Annotated in this window: 17 protein-coding genes; 15 read left to right on the forward strand and 2 right to left on the reverse strand. The window is 42.4% G+C overall.

Going from position 1 to position 18,357, the window contains the following annotated elements; genetic code table 11:
- The first annotated feature begins 373 nt into the window (after positions 1 to 373).
- The 9 genes from argC (at position 374) to clpB (ending at position 12,863) form a co-directional block, all read left to right on the forward strand.
- Entirely contained in the window at positions 374 to 1,405 is a 1,032-nt protein-coding gene (argC, locus tag ACN6MY_RS07570; protein WP_419883416.1) for an N-acetyl-gamma-glutamyl-phosphate reductase, read from the forward strand.
- 20 nt (positions 1,406 to 1,425) lie between these two features.
- Complete coding sequence (argJ, locus tag ACN6MY_RS07575) at positions 1,426 to 2,658, forward strand: bifunctional ornithine acetyltransferase/N-acetylglutamate synthase (protein WP_419883417.1); 1,233 nt, start codon at positions 1,426 to 1,428, stop codon at positions 2,656 to 2,658.
- A gap of 12 nt (positions 2,659 to 2,670) precedes the next feature.
- Positions 2,671 to 3,444, forward strand: a complete 774-nt coding sequence (argB, locus tag ACN6MY_RS07580; RefSeq protein WP_419883418.1) for an acetylglutamate kinase — start codon at positions 2,671 to 2,673, stop codon at positions 3,442 to 3,444.
- A complete protein-coding gene (locus ACN6MY_RS07585; RefSeq protein WP_419883419.1) occupies positions 3,441 to 4,592 on the forward strand; it encodes an acetylornithine transaminase in 1,152 nt (383 codons plus the stop codon). Before argB ends, ACN6MY_RS07585 begins: the two co-directional genes overlap by 4 nt.
- Positions 4,593 to 4,663: 71 nt before the next feature.
- Positions 4,664 to 5,746, forward strand: a complete 1,083-nt coding sequence (locus ACN6MY_RS07590; protein ID WP_419883420.1) for a carbamoyl phosphate synthase small subunit — start codon at positions 4,664 to 4,666, stop codon at positions 5,744 to 5,746.
- Positions 5,739 to 8,855, forward strand: coding sequence for a carbamoyl phosphate synthase large subunit (locus tag ACN6MY_RS07595; protein WP_419883421.1), 3,117 nt, complete (start codon positions 5,739 to 5,741; stop codon positions 8,853 to 8,855). The genes ACN6MY_RS07590 and ACN6MY_RS07595 overlap by 8 nt, the downstream gene beginning before the upstream one ends.
- Positions 8,856 to 8,860: 5 nt before the next feature.
- Positions 8,861 to 9,814 (forward strand): ornithine carbamoyltransferase, encoded by a 954-nt coding sequence (gene argF / locus ACN6MY_RS07600; RefSeq protein ID WP_419884103.1) that lies wholly within the window; start codon positions 8,861 to 8,863, stop codon positions 9,812 to 9,814.
- Between the two features lie 103 nt (positions 9,815 to 9,917).
- The gene (locus ACN6MY_RS07605; RefSeq protein WP_071351909.1) at positions 9,918 to 10,097 is read left to right on the forward strand and encodes a YjzC family protein; all 180 of its coding nucleotides are present in this window, start codon (positions 9,918 to 9,920) and stop codon (positions 10,095 to 10,097) included.
- Between the two features lie 162 nt (positions 10,098 to 10,259).
- A complete protein-coding gene (gene clpB, locus ACN6MY_RS07610) occupies positions 10,260 to 12,863 on the forward strand; it encodes an ATP-dependent chaperone ClpB (protein WP_419883422.1) in 2,604 nt (867 codons plus the stop codon).
- A 237-nt stretch (positions 12,864 to 13,100) separates the two neighbouring features.
- On the opposite strand, the gene ACN6MY_RS07615 is transcribed toward clpB, so the two are convergent.
- The gene (locus tag ACN6MY_RS07615; RefSeq protein WP_071351911.1) at positions 13,101 to 13,289 is read right to left on the reverse strand and encodes a YjzD family protein; all 189 of its coding nucleotides are present in this window, start codon (positions 13,287 to 13,289) and stop codon (positions 13,101 to 13,103) included.
- A 341-nt stretch (positions 13,290 to 13,630) separates the two neighbouring features.
- On the opposite strand from ACN6MY_RS07615, the gene ACN6MY_RS07620 reads away from it, so the two are divergent.
- From ACN6MY_RS07620 to ACN6MY_RS07635, 4 genes are all read left to right on the forward strand, one after another.
- Positions 13,631 to 14,356, forward strand: a complete 726-nt coding sequence (locus ACN6MY_RS07620) for a hydrolase (protein WP_419883423.1) — start codon at positions 13,631 to 13,633, stop codon at positions 14,354 to 14,356.
- Between the two features lie 110 nt (positions 14,357 to 14,466).
- Positions 14,467 to 15,303: a hypothetical protein gene (locus ACN6MY_RS07625; RefSeq protein ID WP_419883424.1), complete on the forward strand. Its 837-nt coding sequence runs from the start codon at positions 14,467 to 14,469 to the stop codon at positions 15,301 to 15,303.
- A gap of 214 nt (positions 15,304 to 15,517) precedes the next feature.
- A complete protein-coding gene (locus tag ACN6MY_RS07630; protein ID WP_419883425.1) occupies positions 15,518 to 16,480 on the forward strand; it encodes a BMP family ABC transporter substrate-binding protein in 963 nt (320 codons plus the stop codon).
- A gap of 2 nt (positions 16,481 to 16,482) precedes the next feature.
- Positions 16,483 to 16,668, forward strand: a complete 186-nt coding sequence (locus ACN6MY_RS07635) for a ComZ family protein (RefSeq protein WP_071351915.1) — start codon at positions 16,483 to 16,485, stop codon at positions 16,666 to 16,668.
- 141 nt (positions 16,669 to 16,809) lie between these two features.
- Here the strand turns inward: ACN6MY_RS07635 and ACN6MY_RS07640 are convergent, their stop codons facing one another.
- Positions 16,810 to 17,067 carry a hypothetical protein gene (locus ACN6MY_RS07640; RefSeq protein WP_419883426.1) on the reverse strand — a complete coding sequence of 86 codons (258 nt, stop codon included), beginning with the start codon at positions 17,065 to 17,067 and terminating at the stop codon, positions 16,810 to 16,812.
- Positions 17,068 to 17,145: 78 nt separating this feature from the next.
- Between ACN6MY_RS07640 and ACN6MY_RS07645 the strand changes: the two genes are divergently transcribed.
- Together ACN6MY_RS07645 and ACN6MY_RS07650 are read left to right on the forward strand one after the other, a co-directional pair.
- The gene (locus ACN6MY_RS07645; protein WP_419883427.1) at positions 17,146 to 17,352 is read left to right on the forward strand and encodes a hypothetical protein; all 207 of its coding nucleotides are present in this window, start codon (positions 17,146 to 17,148) and stop codon (positions 17,350 to 17,352) included.
- A gap of 51 nt (positions 17,353 to 17,403) precedes the next feature.
- Complete coding sequence (locus ACN6MY_RS07650) at positions 17,404 to 18,339, forward strand: beta-ketoacyl-ACP synthase III (protein ID WP_071351917.1); 936 nt, start codon at positions 17,404 to 17,406, stop codon at positions 18,337 to 18,339.
- Positions 18,340 to 18,357: the final 18 nt, after the last annotated feature.

The following is an 18,357-nucleotide window of genomic DNA, read 5'->3' on the forward strand; positions in this document are numbered from 1 at the left end:
ATCGGGAATCAACCACTTGTTCCATAGCAGCAAAGTTTACGAAAACAGCCATTATTTTTATTAGACCCAGGTTGATTGAAGCGATGCATCCTGCTGTGGAAATCAACCGGCTTGTGTAACAAGGGCAGACCAGAAAGATGCATACTTATTCCAAACTACAAATTAAATACGGCTTTTTTGCATGTAGGCTTACCAGGAGATCGAGGTATCATCAAATGTTATTGAACGGTTTTCCATGTATTCATTATGGAAAGAGTGGAAGAGTGATTAAAAATAACTAAAAATTTATAAAAATACAATTGATTTAATTTTTATTCAATCATATAATAATAGAAATAAAGAGCCGGTGCGCTCGGGAAGTGGAGATGATATCTTGAGGGCATCCATTGTTGGAGCTTCAGGCTACAGCGGTTTAGAGTTGATCCGTATTCTGGATAATCATCCGGGAATAGAGATTGTATCCGTGCATGGATCTTCTTCTGGAATCAGAGGTATGACAGATGAATATGCACACTTAATGCATAAAAATATGAATATTCTAGAGTTTGATCCTGGTGAAATAGCATCCGCATCAGAACTGGTTTTTGTTGCGGCTCCTTCAGGGATTTCAGGAGAGCTTGTGTCTGCATTACATAACTATGATGTGAGGATTATTGATTTATCAGGTGATTTAAGGCTCAAAACGCCTGGCGAATATGAAAGATGGTATAAACATAAATCCGCCCCTCAGGAACTTGTTAATGAAGCGGTGTATGGCCTTTCAGAGTGGAATGCAGCATCAATAGGAAATGCGAGAATCATAGCAAACCCAGGTTGTTATGCTACTGCCGCACTGTTGGGCCTCGCCCCGCTAATTACTGAAAACTTAGTAGCGGGTGACATAGTGATTGATGCAATGTCCGGGGTATCGGGCGCAGGAAAAGCACACACAGCGATGAGCCATTTCAGTGAGATGAACGAAAACTTGAAAATTTATAAAGTGAATCAGCATCAGCATATTCCTGAAATCGAGCAGCAGCTTTCATCCTGGTCATACGGAAATAAGCCAATCACCTTCAATACTCATCTTATCCCGATGACAAGAGGCATAATGGCAACGATGCACATTGCTTTAAAACAAGAGACCTCGGCATCTCATTTAGCTGAATTATATAAAAGCACATATGAAAAAAATCCATTTGTCCGAATACAGAACCTTGGAACATTTCCATGCACAAAGCAGGTATATGGCAGCAACTTCTGTGATATAGGCGTTTCATATGATAAAAGGACAAATAAAGCAACCATTGTTTCTGTAATAGATAATCTTGTGAAAGGAGCGGCAGGCCAGGCAATCCAAAATGCAAATATTATGATGGGCCTAAAAGAAGAGACAGGATTGCTGAATATTCCAGTATATCCTTAAAACAAAACCGGAGGGCTAAAATGAAAATCTTGCAGCAGGCTGGAAACATAGAACAAATGACAGATGGAAGTATAGTCTCGCCGATAGGATTTGAAGCGGGAGGCGTGCATGCCGGTTTGCGGTATTCAAAAAAAGACATCGGCATGATTTTTACAAAACTGCCTGCAAGCTGTGCAGCGGTTTACACTCAAAGCGAAGTGAGAGCAGCACCGCTTGAAGTAACACAGAACAGTATTAATGCAGAAGGGAAGCTTCATGGAATCATTGTAAACAGCGCCTGTGCAAATGCATGTACAGGAAAACAGGGACTTTTGGATGCATATGAAACAAGAGAAGTGATGGCGGGTAAATTCAATCTTCCTTCCCGTTATTTTGCAGTCGCCTCCACAGGTGTAATTGGCGAATATCTGGAAATGGATAAAATTAAAAAAGGAATCAGCATGATAGAGACCTCTTGCAATGCCAGGGCCGCCAAGGATTTTGAAGAAGCCATATTAACAACAGACACAGTGACAAAAAGCTGCAGCTACCGCGCTGTCATTGATGGAAAAACAATTACAATGGGCGGCGCCGCCAAAGGATCAGGCATGATACATCCAAACATGGCAACAATGCTTGGCTTCATCACTACCGATGCGAACGTGGAATCCGCAGAACTAAAAGCAGCGCTTTGCCAAGCCGCAGATGCTTCTTTTAACCAAATCACCGTAGACGGAGATACATCAACCAATGATATGGTGCTGATATTGGCAAATGGTGCTGCCGGGAACAGGCCGCTTACTTCCTTACACCCTGAATGGGATGTATTTCTCGGACTGCTGAAGGCTGTTGCAGAAAACCTTGCAAAGCAGATTGCACGGGACGGAGAAGGAGCTACAAAGCTTATTGAAGTAAACGTCTCAGGAATGAAAACGAAGCAGGACGCACAGCAGATGGCAAAGGTCATTGTGGGTTCAAGCCTTGTAAAAACGGCAGCTTATGGAGCAGACGCCAATTGGGGGAGGATTATAGCAGCAATGGGCAGAAGCGGGCTGAAGTTCAATCCTGATGCTGCAGATATTTTATTTGGTGATATTCTGGTCTTCAAGGAAGGAGAGCCGCATCCATTTTCAGAAGGAGCCGCAAAAAAGTACCTGGAAGAAGATTCTATCACCATTAACGTCCATTTAAAGGAAGGCAATGAAACGGGAACGGCATGGGGCTGTGATCTTACCTATGATTATGTGAAAATCAATGCCAGCTACCGGACCTAAAGGAGAATGTATATGGCTGTATTAGTGATAAAGTGCGGAGGCAGCATTATTGAAAATCTTTCTGGGGCTTTTTTTGAAAGTATAAAAGACCTGCAAAAAGAAGGATATCAAATAATCTTTGTTCACGGCGGCGGTCCTGATATTAATTTGATGCTTGAAAAAAGCAGCATTGTTCCAGCCTTCAAAAATGGCTTAAGAGTTACTACGAAGGAGGTTTTTAATATCGCGGAATTAATGCTCTCAGGCAAATCAAATCGCTGTTTGGTGCATAAACTTGAAACCTGCGGAATTCAGGCAGTCGGTTTAAATGGTTCTGATGCCGGAATTCTGACGGGAAGCCCTATTGACGAGAGCAGCCTGGGAGCTGTCGGCAATGTTGAAAAGGTCAATACCGAACTTCTTCAGTTATTGTTTGACAGAGGATATTGTCCTGTACTGACTCCGATTTCCTCTAACGGAAGCGGGGGTAAATTGAATGTAAATGCAGACCTTGCTGCAGGTGCAGTAGCGAAAGAGCTGAGGGCGGAAAAATGCATTTTTGTCAGTGATGTACCTGGAGTCATGAAGAATGGCCAAATTATTGAGGAGCTTAACCGGGACGAAGCTCATGCTTTAATTCAATCTGGAGAAGTAACTGGAGGAATGATTCCAAAGGTGAACACGGCACTGTCGGTTTTGGATAATGGTATTGAAAATGTAATGATTGCCAGCGGGAAAAATGCTTTTTACAGAAATGGAGCCTTTACCGGCACCAAATTTATTAACGAAAAGAGGGTGCTGAATTGAATTCTTTATTTCCTACTTACCAGCGCTGGGATATAGAGCCCAAAACGGCTAAGGGTTCCTGGCTGACTGCAGCTGACGGCAAAAAATATCTGGACTTTACTTCGGGCATTGGTGTAACCGGATTGGGACACTGCAGCGACTATGTCATGGATGCTGTTAAGGAACAGCTCAATCATTTTTGGCATACCTCTAATATGTTCCGCAATTCAAAGCAAGAATCAGCCGCAGCACTCTTGGCGGAAGCATCTGGTTTAGATCGTGTCTTTTTTGCAAATAGCGGAGCAGAGGCCAATGAAGCTGCAATTAAATTGGCACGCAAAGCGACTGGGAAAAGCAAGATCATCACATGCCATGGTTCCTTTCACGGCCGGACGTTTGCCGGAATGGCTGCAACAGGGCAGGAAAAGGTGCGGACTGGATACGGTCCAATGTTAAAGGAATTTCAATATATATCTTTTAACAATAGTGAAGAAGTAAAAAAAACGGTGGATAAAAATACGGCTGCTGTAATGCTCGAGATTGTCCAGGGAGAAGGAGGAGTCCATCCTGCCTGCCAGGAATTCCTGACTGCCATTACAGAGGCATGCAGGGAATCCGGAGCCCTGATTATTATTGATGAAATTCAAACAGGCATCGGCAGAACAGGCAAGCCCTTCGCATTCCAGCACTTTGATATTTCCCCGGATATCATTACTTCTGCAAAAGGGCTCGGAAATGGTCTTCCCATAGGTGCAATGATAGGGAAAGAAAATCTTGCAGATTACTTTGGACCAGGCAGCCATGGATCGACGTTCGGGGGGAATCCTGTCAGCATTTCAGCAGCAGAGGCCGTATTGAAAAAAATCATGGAACCGGATTTTCAAGCGGAAACAGAAAAAAAAGCCGGACTCTTTTTGAAACAGCTTCAGCACACATTAAGTGATGCAAAAGACGTGTCAGAGATCCGCGGGCTGGGGCTGATGATTGGCATTGAACTAAAAGAAGGCAGTGAAAACATTTTGCTGGAGCTTCAAAAAGAAGGGCTGCTTGTATTGACTGCAGGCTCTAATGTTTTGAGATTGCTTCCGCCGTTAACAGCACAGCAAGAGGAATTTGATTATGCTGCAAAAGTAATAGGAGAGGCACTGAGAGTCAAGCAGAATACCTGAATTTTCATAACTAAAAATGAATAAATATTCTTTTGTTTTAATAAATATAAACTTCAACAGAGGTGAGCGCTTTGAAAAGTTTTCTGCATTTATCCAATGGAGCATCATATGAAGGAACATTGCTGACAGATCACCATGGTAAGGAGGCCGCTGGAGAAATTGTCTTTTTTACGGGCATGACCGGGTATCAGGAGGTTCTGACAGATCCATCCTACAGTAATCAAATTGTTGTTTTCACATATCCCCTGATTGGAAATTATGGAATCAACCGTCATGATTTTGAAAGCAAAAAACCCCATTTAGCCGGGGTGGCTGTTTATGAAGGAAACATGGCCCATTCACACTACCAGTCTGAATATTCGCTGGCTGAATACCTGAACAAGTGGAATATCCCCTTAATAAGCAGGATTGACACAAGGGCCGTCGTTAAACAAATCCGCCGCAGCGGCTCCATGGACGCTGCCATTTCGGAGCATGAAGAGAAAGGAAGCTTTAAGGGGATTGACTCAACCTTATCTCCGGTGGCAGATGTATCTGTCAAAACTTCGGAATGCTATGGAAATGGAAAAAAACATATTGTGCTAATGGATTTTGGATATAAAAAATCAATTCTGCAGACGCTCGTCAATAATGGCTGCAGGGTCACTGTGGTTCCATATAATACGGCCGCGGGAACGATTCATCAACTTAAGCCGGACGGAATTCTTTTATCCAATGGACCTGGTGATCCTAAACAGCTGAAATATCTGCTTGGGAATATAAAAAACATTGCCTCAAGCTATCCTACTATGGGCATTTGCCTTGGCCACCAGCTGGCAGCTCTTGCTTTTGGGGGAAATACAAAAAAAATGCTCTTCGGTCACAGAGGGGCAAATCAGCCGGTTATGGACTTGATAACGAAGAAAGTATATATGAGTTCTCAGAACCACAGTTTCATGGTCGATGAATCCAGCCTTGATCAAACACCGCTCAGGGTGCGTTACCGAAATGTTAATGATGGGACAGTAGAAGGGCTCATGCACAAAACACTGCCGATTATGACCGCTCAATATCATCCTGAAGCACATCCGGGACCGGCAGAGAATATTCAGCTATTTCATGATTTTTTGGCCTTGATAGATGAATGCGGCGGGAGAGAAAAAGTATATGCCTAAAGATAAGAATATCCATACAATACTAGTTATCGGCTCAGGGCCGATTATCATCGGCCAGGCGGCAGAATTTGATTATGCAGGGACACAGGGCTGCCTGGCGCTGAAGGAAGAAGGCTATAAAGTAATTCTTATCAATAATAACCCTGCCACGATTATGACGGATGAGCTTCATGCAGATGCTGTTTACTTTGAGCCAATGACCTGTGAAAACGTCGAAAAAATAATCATGAAGGAAAAACCTGATGGACTTCTTGCGACGCTCGGTGGCCAAACAGGATTGAATCTTGCTTTTCAGCTTCATGAACAGGGGGTTTTGGATAAATACGGAGTTAAACTGCTTGGGACTCCCATTGAATCAATAAAAAAAGGGGAAGACCGGGAGTTATTCAGGAGCCTTATGCTGGAAATTGATGAGCCGGTACCAGAAAGCACGATTGTCACCACTATGGAAGAAGCCCATGCATTTGCAGAAAGCACAGGTTTTCCTATCATCATTCGTCCTGCTTATACACTTGGGGGAACGGGGGGCGGAATTGCAGATAATTTCGGGGACTTAGCTTCCATCGTCCGAAGCGGATTGCAGGAAAGCCCAATCACCCAATGCCTGATTGAGAAAAGCATAGCTGGCTTTAAAGAAATCGAATATGAAGTAATGCGGGACAGCAATGGAACCTGCATTACAATCTGCAACATGGAAAATATCGATCCGGTAGGGATCCATACAGGCGATTCAGTTGTTGTCGCGCCCTCACAGACTTTGACAGACGAAGAATTTCATATGCTCCGCTCTGCGTCCATTAAAATCATTTCCGCGTTAGGAATAGTGGGGGGCTGCAATATTCAATTTGCTTTGGACCCTTTTAGCAAAAAGTACTATTTAATTGAAGTGAATCCTAGGGTCAGCCGTTCTTCTGCGCTTGCATCCAAGGCCACCGGTTACCCTATTGCCAGAATTGCCGCCAAATTGGCTGTTGGCTTCCAGTTGTCTGAACTGGCCAATCCGGTAACACAGAGCACCTATTCAAGCTTTGAGCCTGCCCTGGATTATGTGGCCGTAAAGTTTCCCCGCTGGCCATTTGATAAATTCAGTACAGCATACAGAAAGCTTGGGACCCAAATGAAAGCAACCGGAGAAGTAATGGCGCTGCACAGAAGTTTTGAAGGAGCCATACAAAAAGCCATAGACTCCTTAGAACTGAAAACAATAGGGCTGAAGCTCCTGGGCCTTGAAGACAAGGATATGGCTGAATTAAAGAGCATGCTTAAAGAATCCACAGACGAAAGAATCTTTATTATTTTTGAACTTTTAAGAAGAGGTCTTCCCTCTGAAGATATTTGTAAGGTAACAGCAATCGACCCATTCTTTTTAAAGTCATTTGCTTCTTTGATTGAAGATGAAAAGAATATTAGTTCCCTCACTCTTCATTCAATAAAAAAAGAGGAAATGATGATGTATAAAGAAAAAGGGTTTTCAGACCGGTACCTGGCCTTCACCTGGGACGAGAAAGAATCTGATGTGAGGAAGTGGCGTAAAAAACAGGGCATTACGGCCGTTTACAAAACTGTTGATACCTGTGCAGCGGAATTCGAATCTCCTTCCAATTACTACTATTCAGCCTATTTTGGCGAAAATGAACAGGTGATCACTGACAAAAAGAAAGTGCTCATCATTGGCAGCGGCCCAATACGCATAGGCCAGGGGATTGAGTTTGATTATTGTTCGGTACATGGAGTGCTTGCCCTCCAAAAAGAAAATGCCGAAGCGATCATGATCAATAATAATCCAGAAACAGTCAGTACGGACTTTGCCATAGCTGACCGGTTATATTTTGAACCTCTCACGCTTGAATATGTATTGAATGTGATCGAGGCAGAAAATATAACAGATGTAATCGTTCAATTCGGAGGGCAAACCGCCATTAATCTTGCGCAGGATCTGGAGAAGCATCATGTGAATCTCCTGGGAACCTCATATGACATTGTGGATCAGCTGGAGGACAGGAGGAGATTTTATCAGCTTCTTAAGAATCTGGAAATTCCGCATGTGCCTGGTAAAGAGGCCGCAAACAAAGGCGAAATAGCAGCCTGTATTGAGCAAATCGGCTATCCCGTTCTTTTAAGGCCATCATATGTAATCGGAGGCCAGGGAATGGAAATCATTTCTGGTGAAAAGGATTTGAAGAGAATCATGGAGCAGCAGGAAGAGCTGATGTATCCAATTTTGGTTGATTCGTACATACCCGGCAAGGAAGCGGAAATTGACCTCCTTGCAGACGGTAAGGATATCTTCATTCCCCTCATTGCTGAGCATATTGAAAAAGCAGGTGTCCATTCAGGAGACAGCATGGTCCTTCTTCCGGAAGAAACACTTTCAGATTCTGTAAAAGAAAAAATGGTGCTCTACTCAAAAAGGATTGTTTCAGAGCTAAAATATACAGGATTAATGAACATACAATTTGTGATAAAAGGAAATGACGTTTATGTTCTGGAAGTTAACCCCAGAGCCAGCAGAACCGTGCCTATTATCAGCAAAATATCCGGTATTCCTCTTGTAGAAGCTGCTGCAAAAATTATTTACCGCAAGCAATCACTATATGAAGCTGCAGGGTCAGCTGGACTTCAGGAAAAATTGCCTTATACAGCAGTAAAGTATCCTGTGTTTTCTTCCTTTGCACTATCAGGGCTTGATACTAAAATAGGTCCTGTTATGAAATCCACCGGTGAAGGCATCGCAATCGGGCGAACAAAAAATGAAGCTCTGAATAAGGTGTATCCGCACCGCAAATCAGGGAGTAAAGGCATTTTTAAAACACAATCCGTCAATTTGCCGGCAGACCTTCAGGATGCCGCAGCAGATCTTGGGTTTGAAATTTCAAGCGGTGATTTTAGGAGCTGGGCAGAACGCGAAACAGGTGCTGCTGTCCTTTCATATGGAAGCAGTGCAGACGACAAGGAAATCAGGTTATGGGCAATTAAGCATCGCCTTCTTGTTTTTACGGAAGAAGAAACCTTCGCAGCGTATGTACAGTCGTTCGCGGAAAATGAGGCGGAAATAGCTTCGCTACAGGAATGGAAGGAAAGATACAAAAAGGACGTGATTTCCATATGACCGCAATGGCCAAATTGAATAAAAAAAATATTATAAAAACAAAGGATTTTCTTTCACTTGCTGATATGACAGGCATTGATATCCTAAAACTGCTGGAGCTGGCAGGAGAAATTAAACTAAAACAGTCAAGCGGTGAAGAATATCATCCTTTAAAAGGAAAAATATTGGGAATGATTTTTGAAAAATCTTCAACAAGAACAAGAGTATCATTTGAAGCAGGGATGCTTCAGCTGGGGGGGCATGCTCTATTTTTAAGCAGCGATGACATTCAGCTGGGCAGAGGCGAGACCATTGAAGATACAGGAAAGGTTTTGTCTCAATTTGTGGATGCCCTGATGCTTAGGACACATGAACATTCAAAGGCTGAAGCTCTTGCAAATGCTGCGGATGTGCCGGTTATAAACGGACTGACCGACATGTACCACCCTTGCCAGGCATTGGCTGACCTTTTGACGATACAGGAAATTAAAGGGAGTTTCAAGGGACTTAACATAGCTTATATTGGAGACGGAAACAATGTCGCGCATTCATTAATGCTGGCCAGCGCCAAAACGGGCATGAATTTTTCAATAGCATGTCCGGCGGGATATGAGCCGGATTCAGAGGTTATAAAGCTTGCGAAAAATGAAGCACTTCATAATGGGGGCACAATAACAATCACCCATTCACCAAAAGAGGCCATCTTAGAAGCGGATGCAGTGTATGCTGACGTTTGGACATCAATGGGCCAGGAACAAGAAAACAGCATCCGTCTCAAGGAATTCAAGGATTTTAAAATTGATCAAAACTTAGTGAAACATGCAAAGCCTGATTATATATTCATGCATTGCCTGCCCGCCCATAGGGAAGAAGAAGTAGCTGCTGAGGTGATTGACGGCCCGAATTCGGTGGTTTTCCGCCAGGCGGGGAACAGGCTTCATGCCCAAAAAGCTTTGCTTGTAGATTTAATGCTTCATTAACCTTCTTATTATTTTGCAAGTATTATTACTAAAAAATGGCGAGTGATGAAACTCCTTTTTGCGGAAAGAATATGGTTACAGCCATTGAAAAGGAGAGATGGAAATGGGACAAAGTCATCAATTTACGCCAGGTCAAAAGGCCCCGAACAATGGGATGTATGTAGAAATAGGAGAAACAGGAAGCACGGTGAACAACCCTAAAAAGGTAAGGCTGAATGCTGGAGACCGTTTTCCAGAAACAACCAATGGAAACAGGCATTGGACATATAAAAGAAAACCATAATAAAAAAGCAAATTCTTTTTCTTCATGAGGGAAAAGGATTTGCTTTTTTTCTGTGAAAGAAGATGATGAATCTTTACTTTATAAGAAATTTTCGTATAATAAAATCAAAGGTCAAAAAAGGTCAAAACGCTTCTTCTGAATGTTTGTATGAGGAGGAATATTATGGATATAAACAGCATGACTGAAAAAATGCAGCAGGCTTTATTGATTGCACAGGAAATTTCGGCCAGACATAAGCACCCCGAAATAGGCGAGCTTCATGTGCTGTCCGCTTTGACTAAGATAGAAGATCATTTGCTTCATTCACTAATTGCAGAAATTCAAGAAGGAGATAAGAAACTTGAGGGTGAGTTAAAAAAAAGATTAGACAGGCTGCCTTCCGTTGAACTGGCAGACAGCAAAGAAGCCAGGAACTATATGTCATCAACACTGCAAAATACCTTTAGGGCAGCAGGTGAAATGATGGTGCAAATGCATGACGACTACCTTTCGGTCGAGCATTTTCTTCTTTCATCATTCAAAGTGGGAAAATCAGAAATTAAGGACATACTTTCTAAACTTGGCGTTGATTTTCAAATGGCAGAAAATACAATGAAAAAAATCAGGGGGAATCAAAACGTGACCAGCCAGAACCCGGAAGGTACATATGAAGTGTTGAAAAAATACGGCCGTGACCTGGTAGCTGAAGCGAAAACAGGCAAAACCGATCCTGTAATCGGCAGGGATTCAGAAATTCGCAGCGTAATCAGGATCCTTTCCAGAAAAACAAAGAATAATCCGGTCTTGATTGGAGAACCAGGTGTCGGAAAAACGGCGATAGCAGAAGGGCTGGCTCAGCGGATCGTACGAAAAGATGTTCCTGACGGACTGAAGGATAAATCGATCTTTTCCCTGGATATGAGTGCACTGATAGCAGGTGCAAAATTCCGGGGAGAATTCGAAGAGCGCTTAAAAGCTGTACTGCAGGAAATTAAAAAAAGCGATGGCAGAATCCTGTTATTCATTGATGAGCTGCACACAATTGTGGGTGCAGGACGGACCGAAGGCTCGCTTGATGCAGGCAATATGCTTAAGCCTATGCTTGCAAGAGGCGAGCTTCATTGCATAGGTGCTACGACTCTCGATGAATACCGCAAATATATTGAAAAAGACCCTGCATTGGAAAGAAGATTTCAGCAGGTGCTGGTAATTGAGCCTGGTGTGGAAGATACCATAACAATGCTTCGGGGATTAAAAGAGCGTTTTGAAATTCATCATGGAGTAAGAATTGGGGACAGGGCCATTGTTGCAGCAGCTGTTTTATCCAATCGGTATATAACAGAAAGGTTTTTGCCTGACAAGGCTATAGATTTGATTGATGAGGCATGTGCATTAATCCGGACTGAAATTGATTCGATGCCCTTAGAACTGGATGAGATAACAAGGAAAGTTATGCAGCTCGAGATAGAGGAAGCCGCACTGAAAAATGAGAAAGACCCCCGCAGCGAAGAAAGGCTGGACGAGCTGAGGAAAGAGCTTACAGAACAGCGCAAACTTGCAGAATCCTTAAGGTCAGATTGGCTGAGTGAGAAAACATCGCTTCAGCAAGTTCAGGAACGAAGGGGGAAACTGGAAAAACTTCGGCGTGATCTTGAAATAGCGGAAAGTGAATATGACTTAAACAGGGCTGCAGAATTGCGGCACGGGCAAATACCAGAGATGGAAAAGGAACTGCAAAGCATGGAGGAATACCTTGAAAGAGGGAAGCAGGAATCACGTTTGCTTCGGCAGGAGGTAACAGAAGAAGAAATCGCTTCTATTGTGGCCAGCTGGACAGGAATCCCTGTCGACAGGCTAGTGGAAAGTGAAAGGGAAAAGCTTCTCAAACTGCCGGGCATTCTTCAAAAAAGAGTGGTTGGCCAGGATGAAGCGATAGAAGCTGTAGCGGATGCGGTGCTAAGGGCGAGAGCGGGGATAAAAGATCCTAATCGTCCGATAGGCTCTTTTATCTTTCTTGGGCCTACTGGAGTTGGTAAAACAGAGCTGGTCAAGGCTCTTGCCGGAACACTGTTTGACTCAGAAGAGCATATGATCAGGATTGATATGTCTGAGTATATGGAGAAACACTCTGTTTCCCGGCTGATTGGAGCCCCTCCAGGGTATGTGGGATACGAGGAGGGCGGACAGCTGACCGAGGCAATCAGAAGAAATCCTTATTCAGTTGTTTTGCTGGATGAAATTGAAAAAGCACATGGAGAAGTGTTCAACTTATTGCTGCAAATGCTTGATGACGGCAGGATAACTGACTCACAGGGGAGAATAGTAAATTGCAGGAATACAGTAATCATCATGACCTCTAATATTGGCTCCCATTATATGCTCCAGACTGCAGCAGAAAGTGAAAAAATAGATGACAGAACGAGAGAGCGTGTTTTTTCAGATCTAAGGAAACATTTCCGACCTGAATTTTTGAACCGTATTGATGATATTGTCCTGTTTAAGCCTCTTTCAAAAAAGGAAATCATTAAAATTGTTGAAAATATGGCCGTGCAGCTGCAGAAGCGCCTCGAGGAACAAAATATATCGTTAATTCTTACATCGAAAGCCAAGGAGTTTATTGCTGACCAGGGATTTGACCCCGTTTATGGGGCTAGGCCGCTAAAAAGGTTTATTCAAAAGCATGTGGAAACCATGGCCGCCCGGGAAATCATAGCCGGAAATATAAAATCGGATTCCTCCTTAACGGTGGATTTCAATGAAGAAAATGGATTGTTTATTGTTTCCTAAAGGCTATTTTCGTAAATTTCGCTCCTAAACTGGCTGATGTAGACCGGCTCGCAGAACACATTAAAAAAACAACAATCTTTAAGAAAAGAGCCTTACTAAAAAAGATTAACAAGCTTTGGTGAAACGGGGCACTGGCGCGGTAAGTAAATACAATTCGCGGAAACCTGCAAACAAAATGAATATAGCTAAAAGAAAGAAGGACATCCGGAATGGATGTCCTTTAGCTTACATAACGGATTAATGATGAGTTTTTTCAACCGGATCATTAGGTATAATAGCAGGAACAATCAAAACAAGTACGGTTACCACTACTCCTAAAATCATAGCTGTTGAAAAATCATATGAAGACCCAATCATTGAAGAAACAACATATGTAAGCATATGCATTAATAACATCGTCCAGAAAAGCGTAGCAATGTATCGCATCGAAATTCACCTCATTCCACTGCAGTCGTTTTTATCTTATCATAATTAATATCACTATAAAACTGCTTTTTCATTATAATTATGAACAAATTGAGTCATTGAAACAGCGGCAAATCATTACCTGCCGCACATTCAGTCATCCTGTAATAAAACCGGGGGCATTCACAAAATTTTACGTCCTATTCATAAAGGAAGAAAGTCCTTGCCTTTTTTGTGTGATATGTTAAAAATAGCTTAATTGATCGTAAAATTCAGATAAGCACTTAGGCGCTTCTCCCTTTCGATTCTAAGCGGCGAACATATGATTAATAGTAGTGACTTAAAGAAAAGGAGTAAAGCTGATGGAACAGCGAACATTTCTTTTGGATGGACAATGGAACATTGTTTATTATCCCCATAAACCAAGCGGATTTTCAGTCCTTATTTTTGGCGACAGCGGACACTTCGTTCAAGAACGTACAAGCTATTGGAGGGAACATCCAGGAAGGCTTCAAATACTCGAATCCCTTAAGGAATACGGCTATACACTTTTTTCGTCCAACTTTCACGGGGTGAAGTGGGAAAGCCAAAGATCTTTTGAACTGGCCGTGAAATTATATTTTCTGATTATGAAGAGTGAAATCCTGAATAGTAAAATCCATATTTTAGCAGAAGGGACAGGCGCACTACCTGCCATGAAATTCATGGAAAGCATGCCCGAATTGATCCGTTCAGCCGTGTTCATCAACCCATGCTTATCTGTTAAAAACAGACTGATAAAAGAAAAAGAAAGTAAGTTTTTTTACAAAAAATGGCTAAAAGAAGCCTCTGCTGCCAATAAGATGGATTCCGGAGAATTTGAAGACTTCGTACTGGATTCTAAGAAGCTTTCATTCCAGACAAAAGTTCCCTTGAAAATAATAACAGTCTTAGATAATGCCAATGGTGAACAAAATCCGCTTTATCAGGAGCTGAAACAGCAAAACGATCAAGAATTGCTGGAATTTACTTATTTGCTTCCTGAAAAAAGATATAAGATCCCGAGCCAGATACGGCAATTTTTTCAAAAATATGAAAAATTGCTATAAAAATAGCTATATTGAGACTGCTCGCTGCATACCATACAGAATCCAGCGAGATTAAATAATAATTCGCATCATTTCGGGTATAATCTGGCATGAATAAGGGGGGCTGCAGGATGTGTTCATTAATTGTTATTGGCGCTTTACAGTTTACGGGCTTCCACTTAACGGAGCGCTTGCTTGACAGAGGTGAAAAGGTTCTTGGAATTGACCATGTCCAAGGGGATGAAGATGATTATATTCATGAACATAAAAAGGATGCCTTTGGCAGGAACGCCAATTTTATAAGCAGTGCTTTTCATGAGAAACTGCCTTCTTCATTCCCTGGTGCATCCGCGATATATGTATGCTTATATGATTTCTGGAGAATGCCTGGAAGGGACACGAAAAAAATAGCAGATGCCATCAACAAGATCCTTATAAATCTCAAAAACGTCCAACCTCTTCCTACACTCACCATTTTCATCCCGCTTGGCCAGAAAGAGCAGAGTTTTGCAGAACATACAGAACTATGGACCATCCTCAAATCCTTCGCGCATGCCCAGTTTGTTTATCTGCCAACCATTTATGGCCCCTGGCAGCCTGAATCATTTGCCTTTGAAACTGGAATCCAAAAAAAAAGCAAGGAACAAACAATTGAAGCCATTTCTTTAGAATATCGAAATGACGCAATATATATTTCAGACTTCATCGATGCCTTGGATAAGCTTAAAGAACATGATGGCGGAAATATCGTGCTGGAAAGTGCAGAGAAACAACAGTGGCCAGCCTGTGCAAATCTTATTTTTGATACTGAAATACTGGATAGGTTTCCTTCAGAGGGTGAATGCCTCCAAACAGCTAATGTTTTGAAAGTGAAAAATAGTGTAAGCCCTGATGAAGGGATAAACATGCAAAAAGAACATTGGAGGAAAATAATGATGCTTAAACAGCATCATGGGAGGAATAGCTAAAATCCTTTTCATTCTTTATTGAAGAAGGTAAAATGGAATTCGAGTAAAAGGTGCTAATTTTTTCCTGTAAGTGCTGCTCTTATTTTTGGCCATTTGCTGATTGGAACGGATGAGCAGGGTTCCTGGGCGGGCTGAGGGATACCCCGCAGGGCGAAATGCAGTTCTGAAGCGCCCGCGGGTGAAAGCACCTGCAGCGTTGAAGGAGTTGCGGTGGATGTTAAAGAAAATAGGCATCTGTATGTTATTTGCCTTGCTGCTTAGCGGCTGCTATAAAACAGAAAGCTCCGGTCATTTAAAGAAAGCTGCCCTGCTTGTGCCTAATACGATAAATGATCAGGTATGGGGGACAAAAGGCTATAAAGGATTGCTGGCAATACAATCCCGTTTCGGGGCGGATGTATTTTATAAAGAAAAAATGAACAGCAAATTCATTGTTGAGCAGGCAGTAAAAGACCTCCAGGATAAAGGGGTTAATCTTATTATCGGCCATGGCAGCGAATATGCTGAATACTTTAACGAAATATCGGACAAATATCCGGACATACGATTCGTCAGTTTTAATGGAGATGCAACAAAGCCCAATACAACAAGCCTTAATTTTAAAGCTAAAGCAATGGGCTTTTTTGGCGGTATGGTTGCCGCCGAAATGTCACAGACCAAACAAATTGGCGTGCTTGCCGCATATGACTGGCAGCCTGAAGTGAAAGGATTCGTTGAGGGAGCAGTATTTCAGGATCAGCAGGTAAAAGTGGACGTTGAATATGTGAACGGATGGGACGATGAAGAAAAAGCTCTGCAGCTTCTAAATAGGATGATTTCTAATCGGAATGATATTTTCTATCCTGCAGGCGACGGATTTAATGTGCCTGTTATTGAGAGGCTAAAAGAAAAGCAGCTTCACGCGATTGGCTATGTGTCGGATCAGTCAAATCTGGGAAGCACCACTATACTCACAAGCACCATACAGAATGTGGATGCCCTATATGTGCGGGCAGCGGAGAAGTTTGATAAAAATGAATTGGAGTCAGGAAACTTGTTTTTTGACATTCAAGATGGTGTAATTACTATGGGACAATACAGTCCTCTTGTAAAGAAAAGCTTTCAGGCTGAAATGAAGAAATACTTTCAATTATACAAAGAAACCGGCAAACTGCCGGATAAACTTAAGGAGGGATAATCATGAATCAAGACAAGACTATGGAGTTCATGGGAATAGCAATGAAATACTTTCCGGAAGCGAAAGCGAAGTTAGAGGAAGCAGGCGTACCATTTTCAATGGAGCTTGCCCAGCCGTTTATGGATTTATTTACAAAGGTCATGTATGAAGCCTATGAACTTGGTTTAAAGGACGCTGAAACTAAATAAGCTAAAAAACTCTGGATCCAACCGGGGTGTTACCGGCAGCCCTTGTGCGCATCTGCTTGAAGCGGTCGGGGCCGCTGCCAGTTAAGCGGATATAAGGCTGATTATTGTTCCTTGATAATCAGCCTTTTTGGCCGCTTTCTGTCAGCCCTGCTTTTCGAATTTTTTCAGCACCTGTAAAATGATGGGGTTCAGCTTGCTGAGGGCCGGTTTAAATTCCCCATAAATCGTCATAAGTGTATCTACACTTTCCATCAGCTGCATATAATCAATGCTTCCAGGAGCAGCGGATTCTTCTTCTTTTACTGGTTCTTCTTTTACTGGTCTTTCTTTTTTGGGGAACATTATAGATGAAAAACGGTCGCTTTGATTTGATTTTTTGTTTCCATTAAATAAATCCAATTACAGGTTCCTCCTTTTTTATAAAATAGGATTCAGGCAATACTCCTCTTCTTTAGCACCGCAGCCAGCGGTTAAGCAATGGCTGCCAAAGGAAGTGCCGAAGAAGCATTTCCTGATCAAGGGCCATGCCATTGTTCATATTTAAAGTATGCCGCCAGCCGCTTTATTGAGCAGGCTCTTGTCCAGCAAGGCCCGAATTTACTGGGATATATCCAGGCCAGCGCCTTTTTTAAGCGATATCTGTTGCAAGTGGGGGAAGTTTTTAATAAGATTAGTACCAGGTAATAATATTTGATAATAAAAGATTAAATAACAATAGATAAGGGGTTGTCAAAAATGAATGCAGGAATCTTAGGGATGGGCCGCAGCTTGCCGGAAAAAGTTTTAACGAACTTTGACCTTGAGAAAATGGTGGATACAAGTGATGAATGGATCCGCACCAGAACTGGCATTGAAGAAAGAAGAATTGCAGCAGATGACGTTGATACTTCTGATATGGCTTATGAAGCAGCTCTCAATGCCATTAAGAATGCAGGAATTTCTGCCGAAGAACTAGATTTAATTCTTGTAGGGACCGTAACACCTGACCAGCCATTTCCATCAGTTGCTTGTATGATCCAAGATAAACTTGGCGCAAAAAAGGCAGCTGCAATGGATATCAGCGCCGCCTGTTCAGGGTTTATGTATGGTATGATTACAGCGGAACAGTTTATTAAAAACGGCACTTATAAATATGTATTGATTGTTGGAGTTGAAAAACTCTCAAAAATAACCGATTGGAATGACCGCAATACTGCTGTGCTTTTCGGTGATGGAGCAGGAGCTGCAGTAATGGGCCCAGTTTCTGAAGGCAGGGGAATTCTGTCATTTGAGCTTGGCTCTGACGGATCTGGCGGAAAGCATTTGTATCAAAATGGGCCGCATCTGTTCATGAACGGCCGTGAAGTATTCAAATTCGCTGTTCGCCAAATGGGCGAATCCTGTATAAATGTTATTGAAAAAGCAGGATTAACGAAAGAAGATGTGAGCTTTTTAGTTCCCCATCAGGCAAATATCCGTATCATGGAAGCTTCCAGGGAACGCCTTGGGCTGCCGGCTGAAAAGATGTCAAAAACGGTTGCTAAATATGGAAACAGTTCTGCTTCATCAATTCCTATTGCAATGGTAGAGGAATTGGAAGCAGGCAAGATAAAAGATGATGATGTTGTTGTTCTGGTAGGATTTGGCGGCGGTCTTACATGGGGTGCCATCGCACTTCGCTGGGGCCGATAAAAATAAAGCAAAGCTTCC

The sequence above is a fragment of the Peribacillus sp. B-H-3 genome, from assembly GCF_048572925.1.
In the GTDB taxonomy this organism is placed as follows: Bacteria; Bacillota; Bacilli; order Bacillales; family DSM-1321; genus Peribacillus.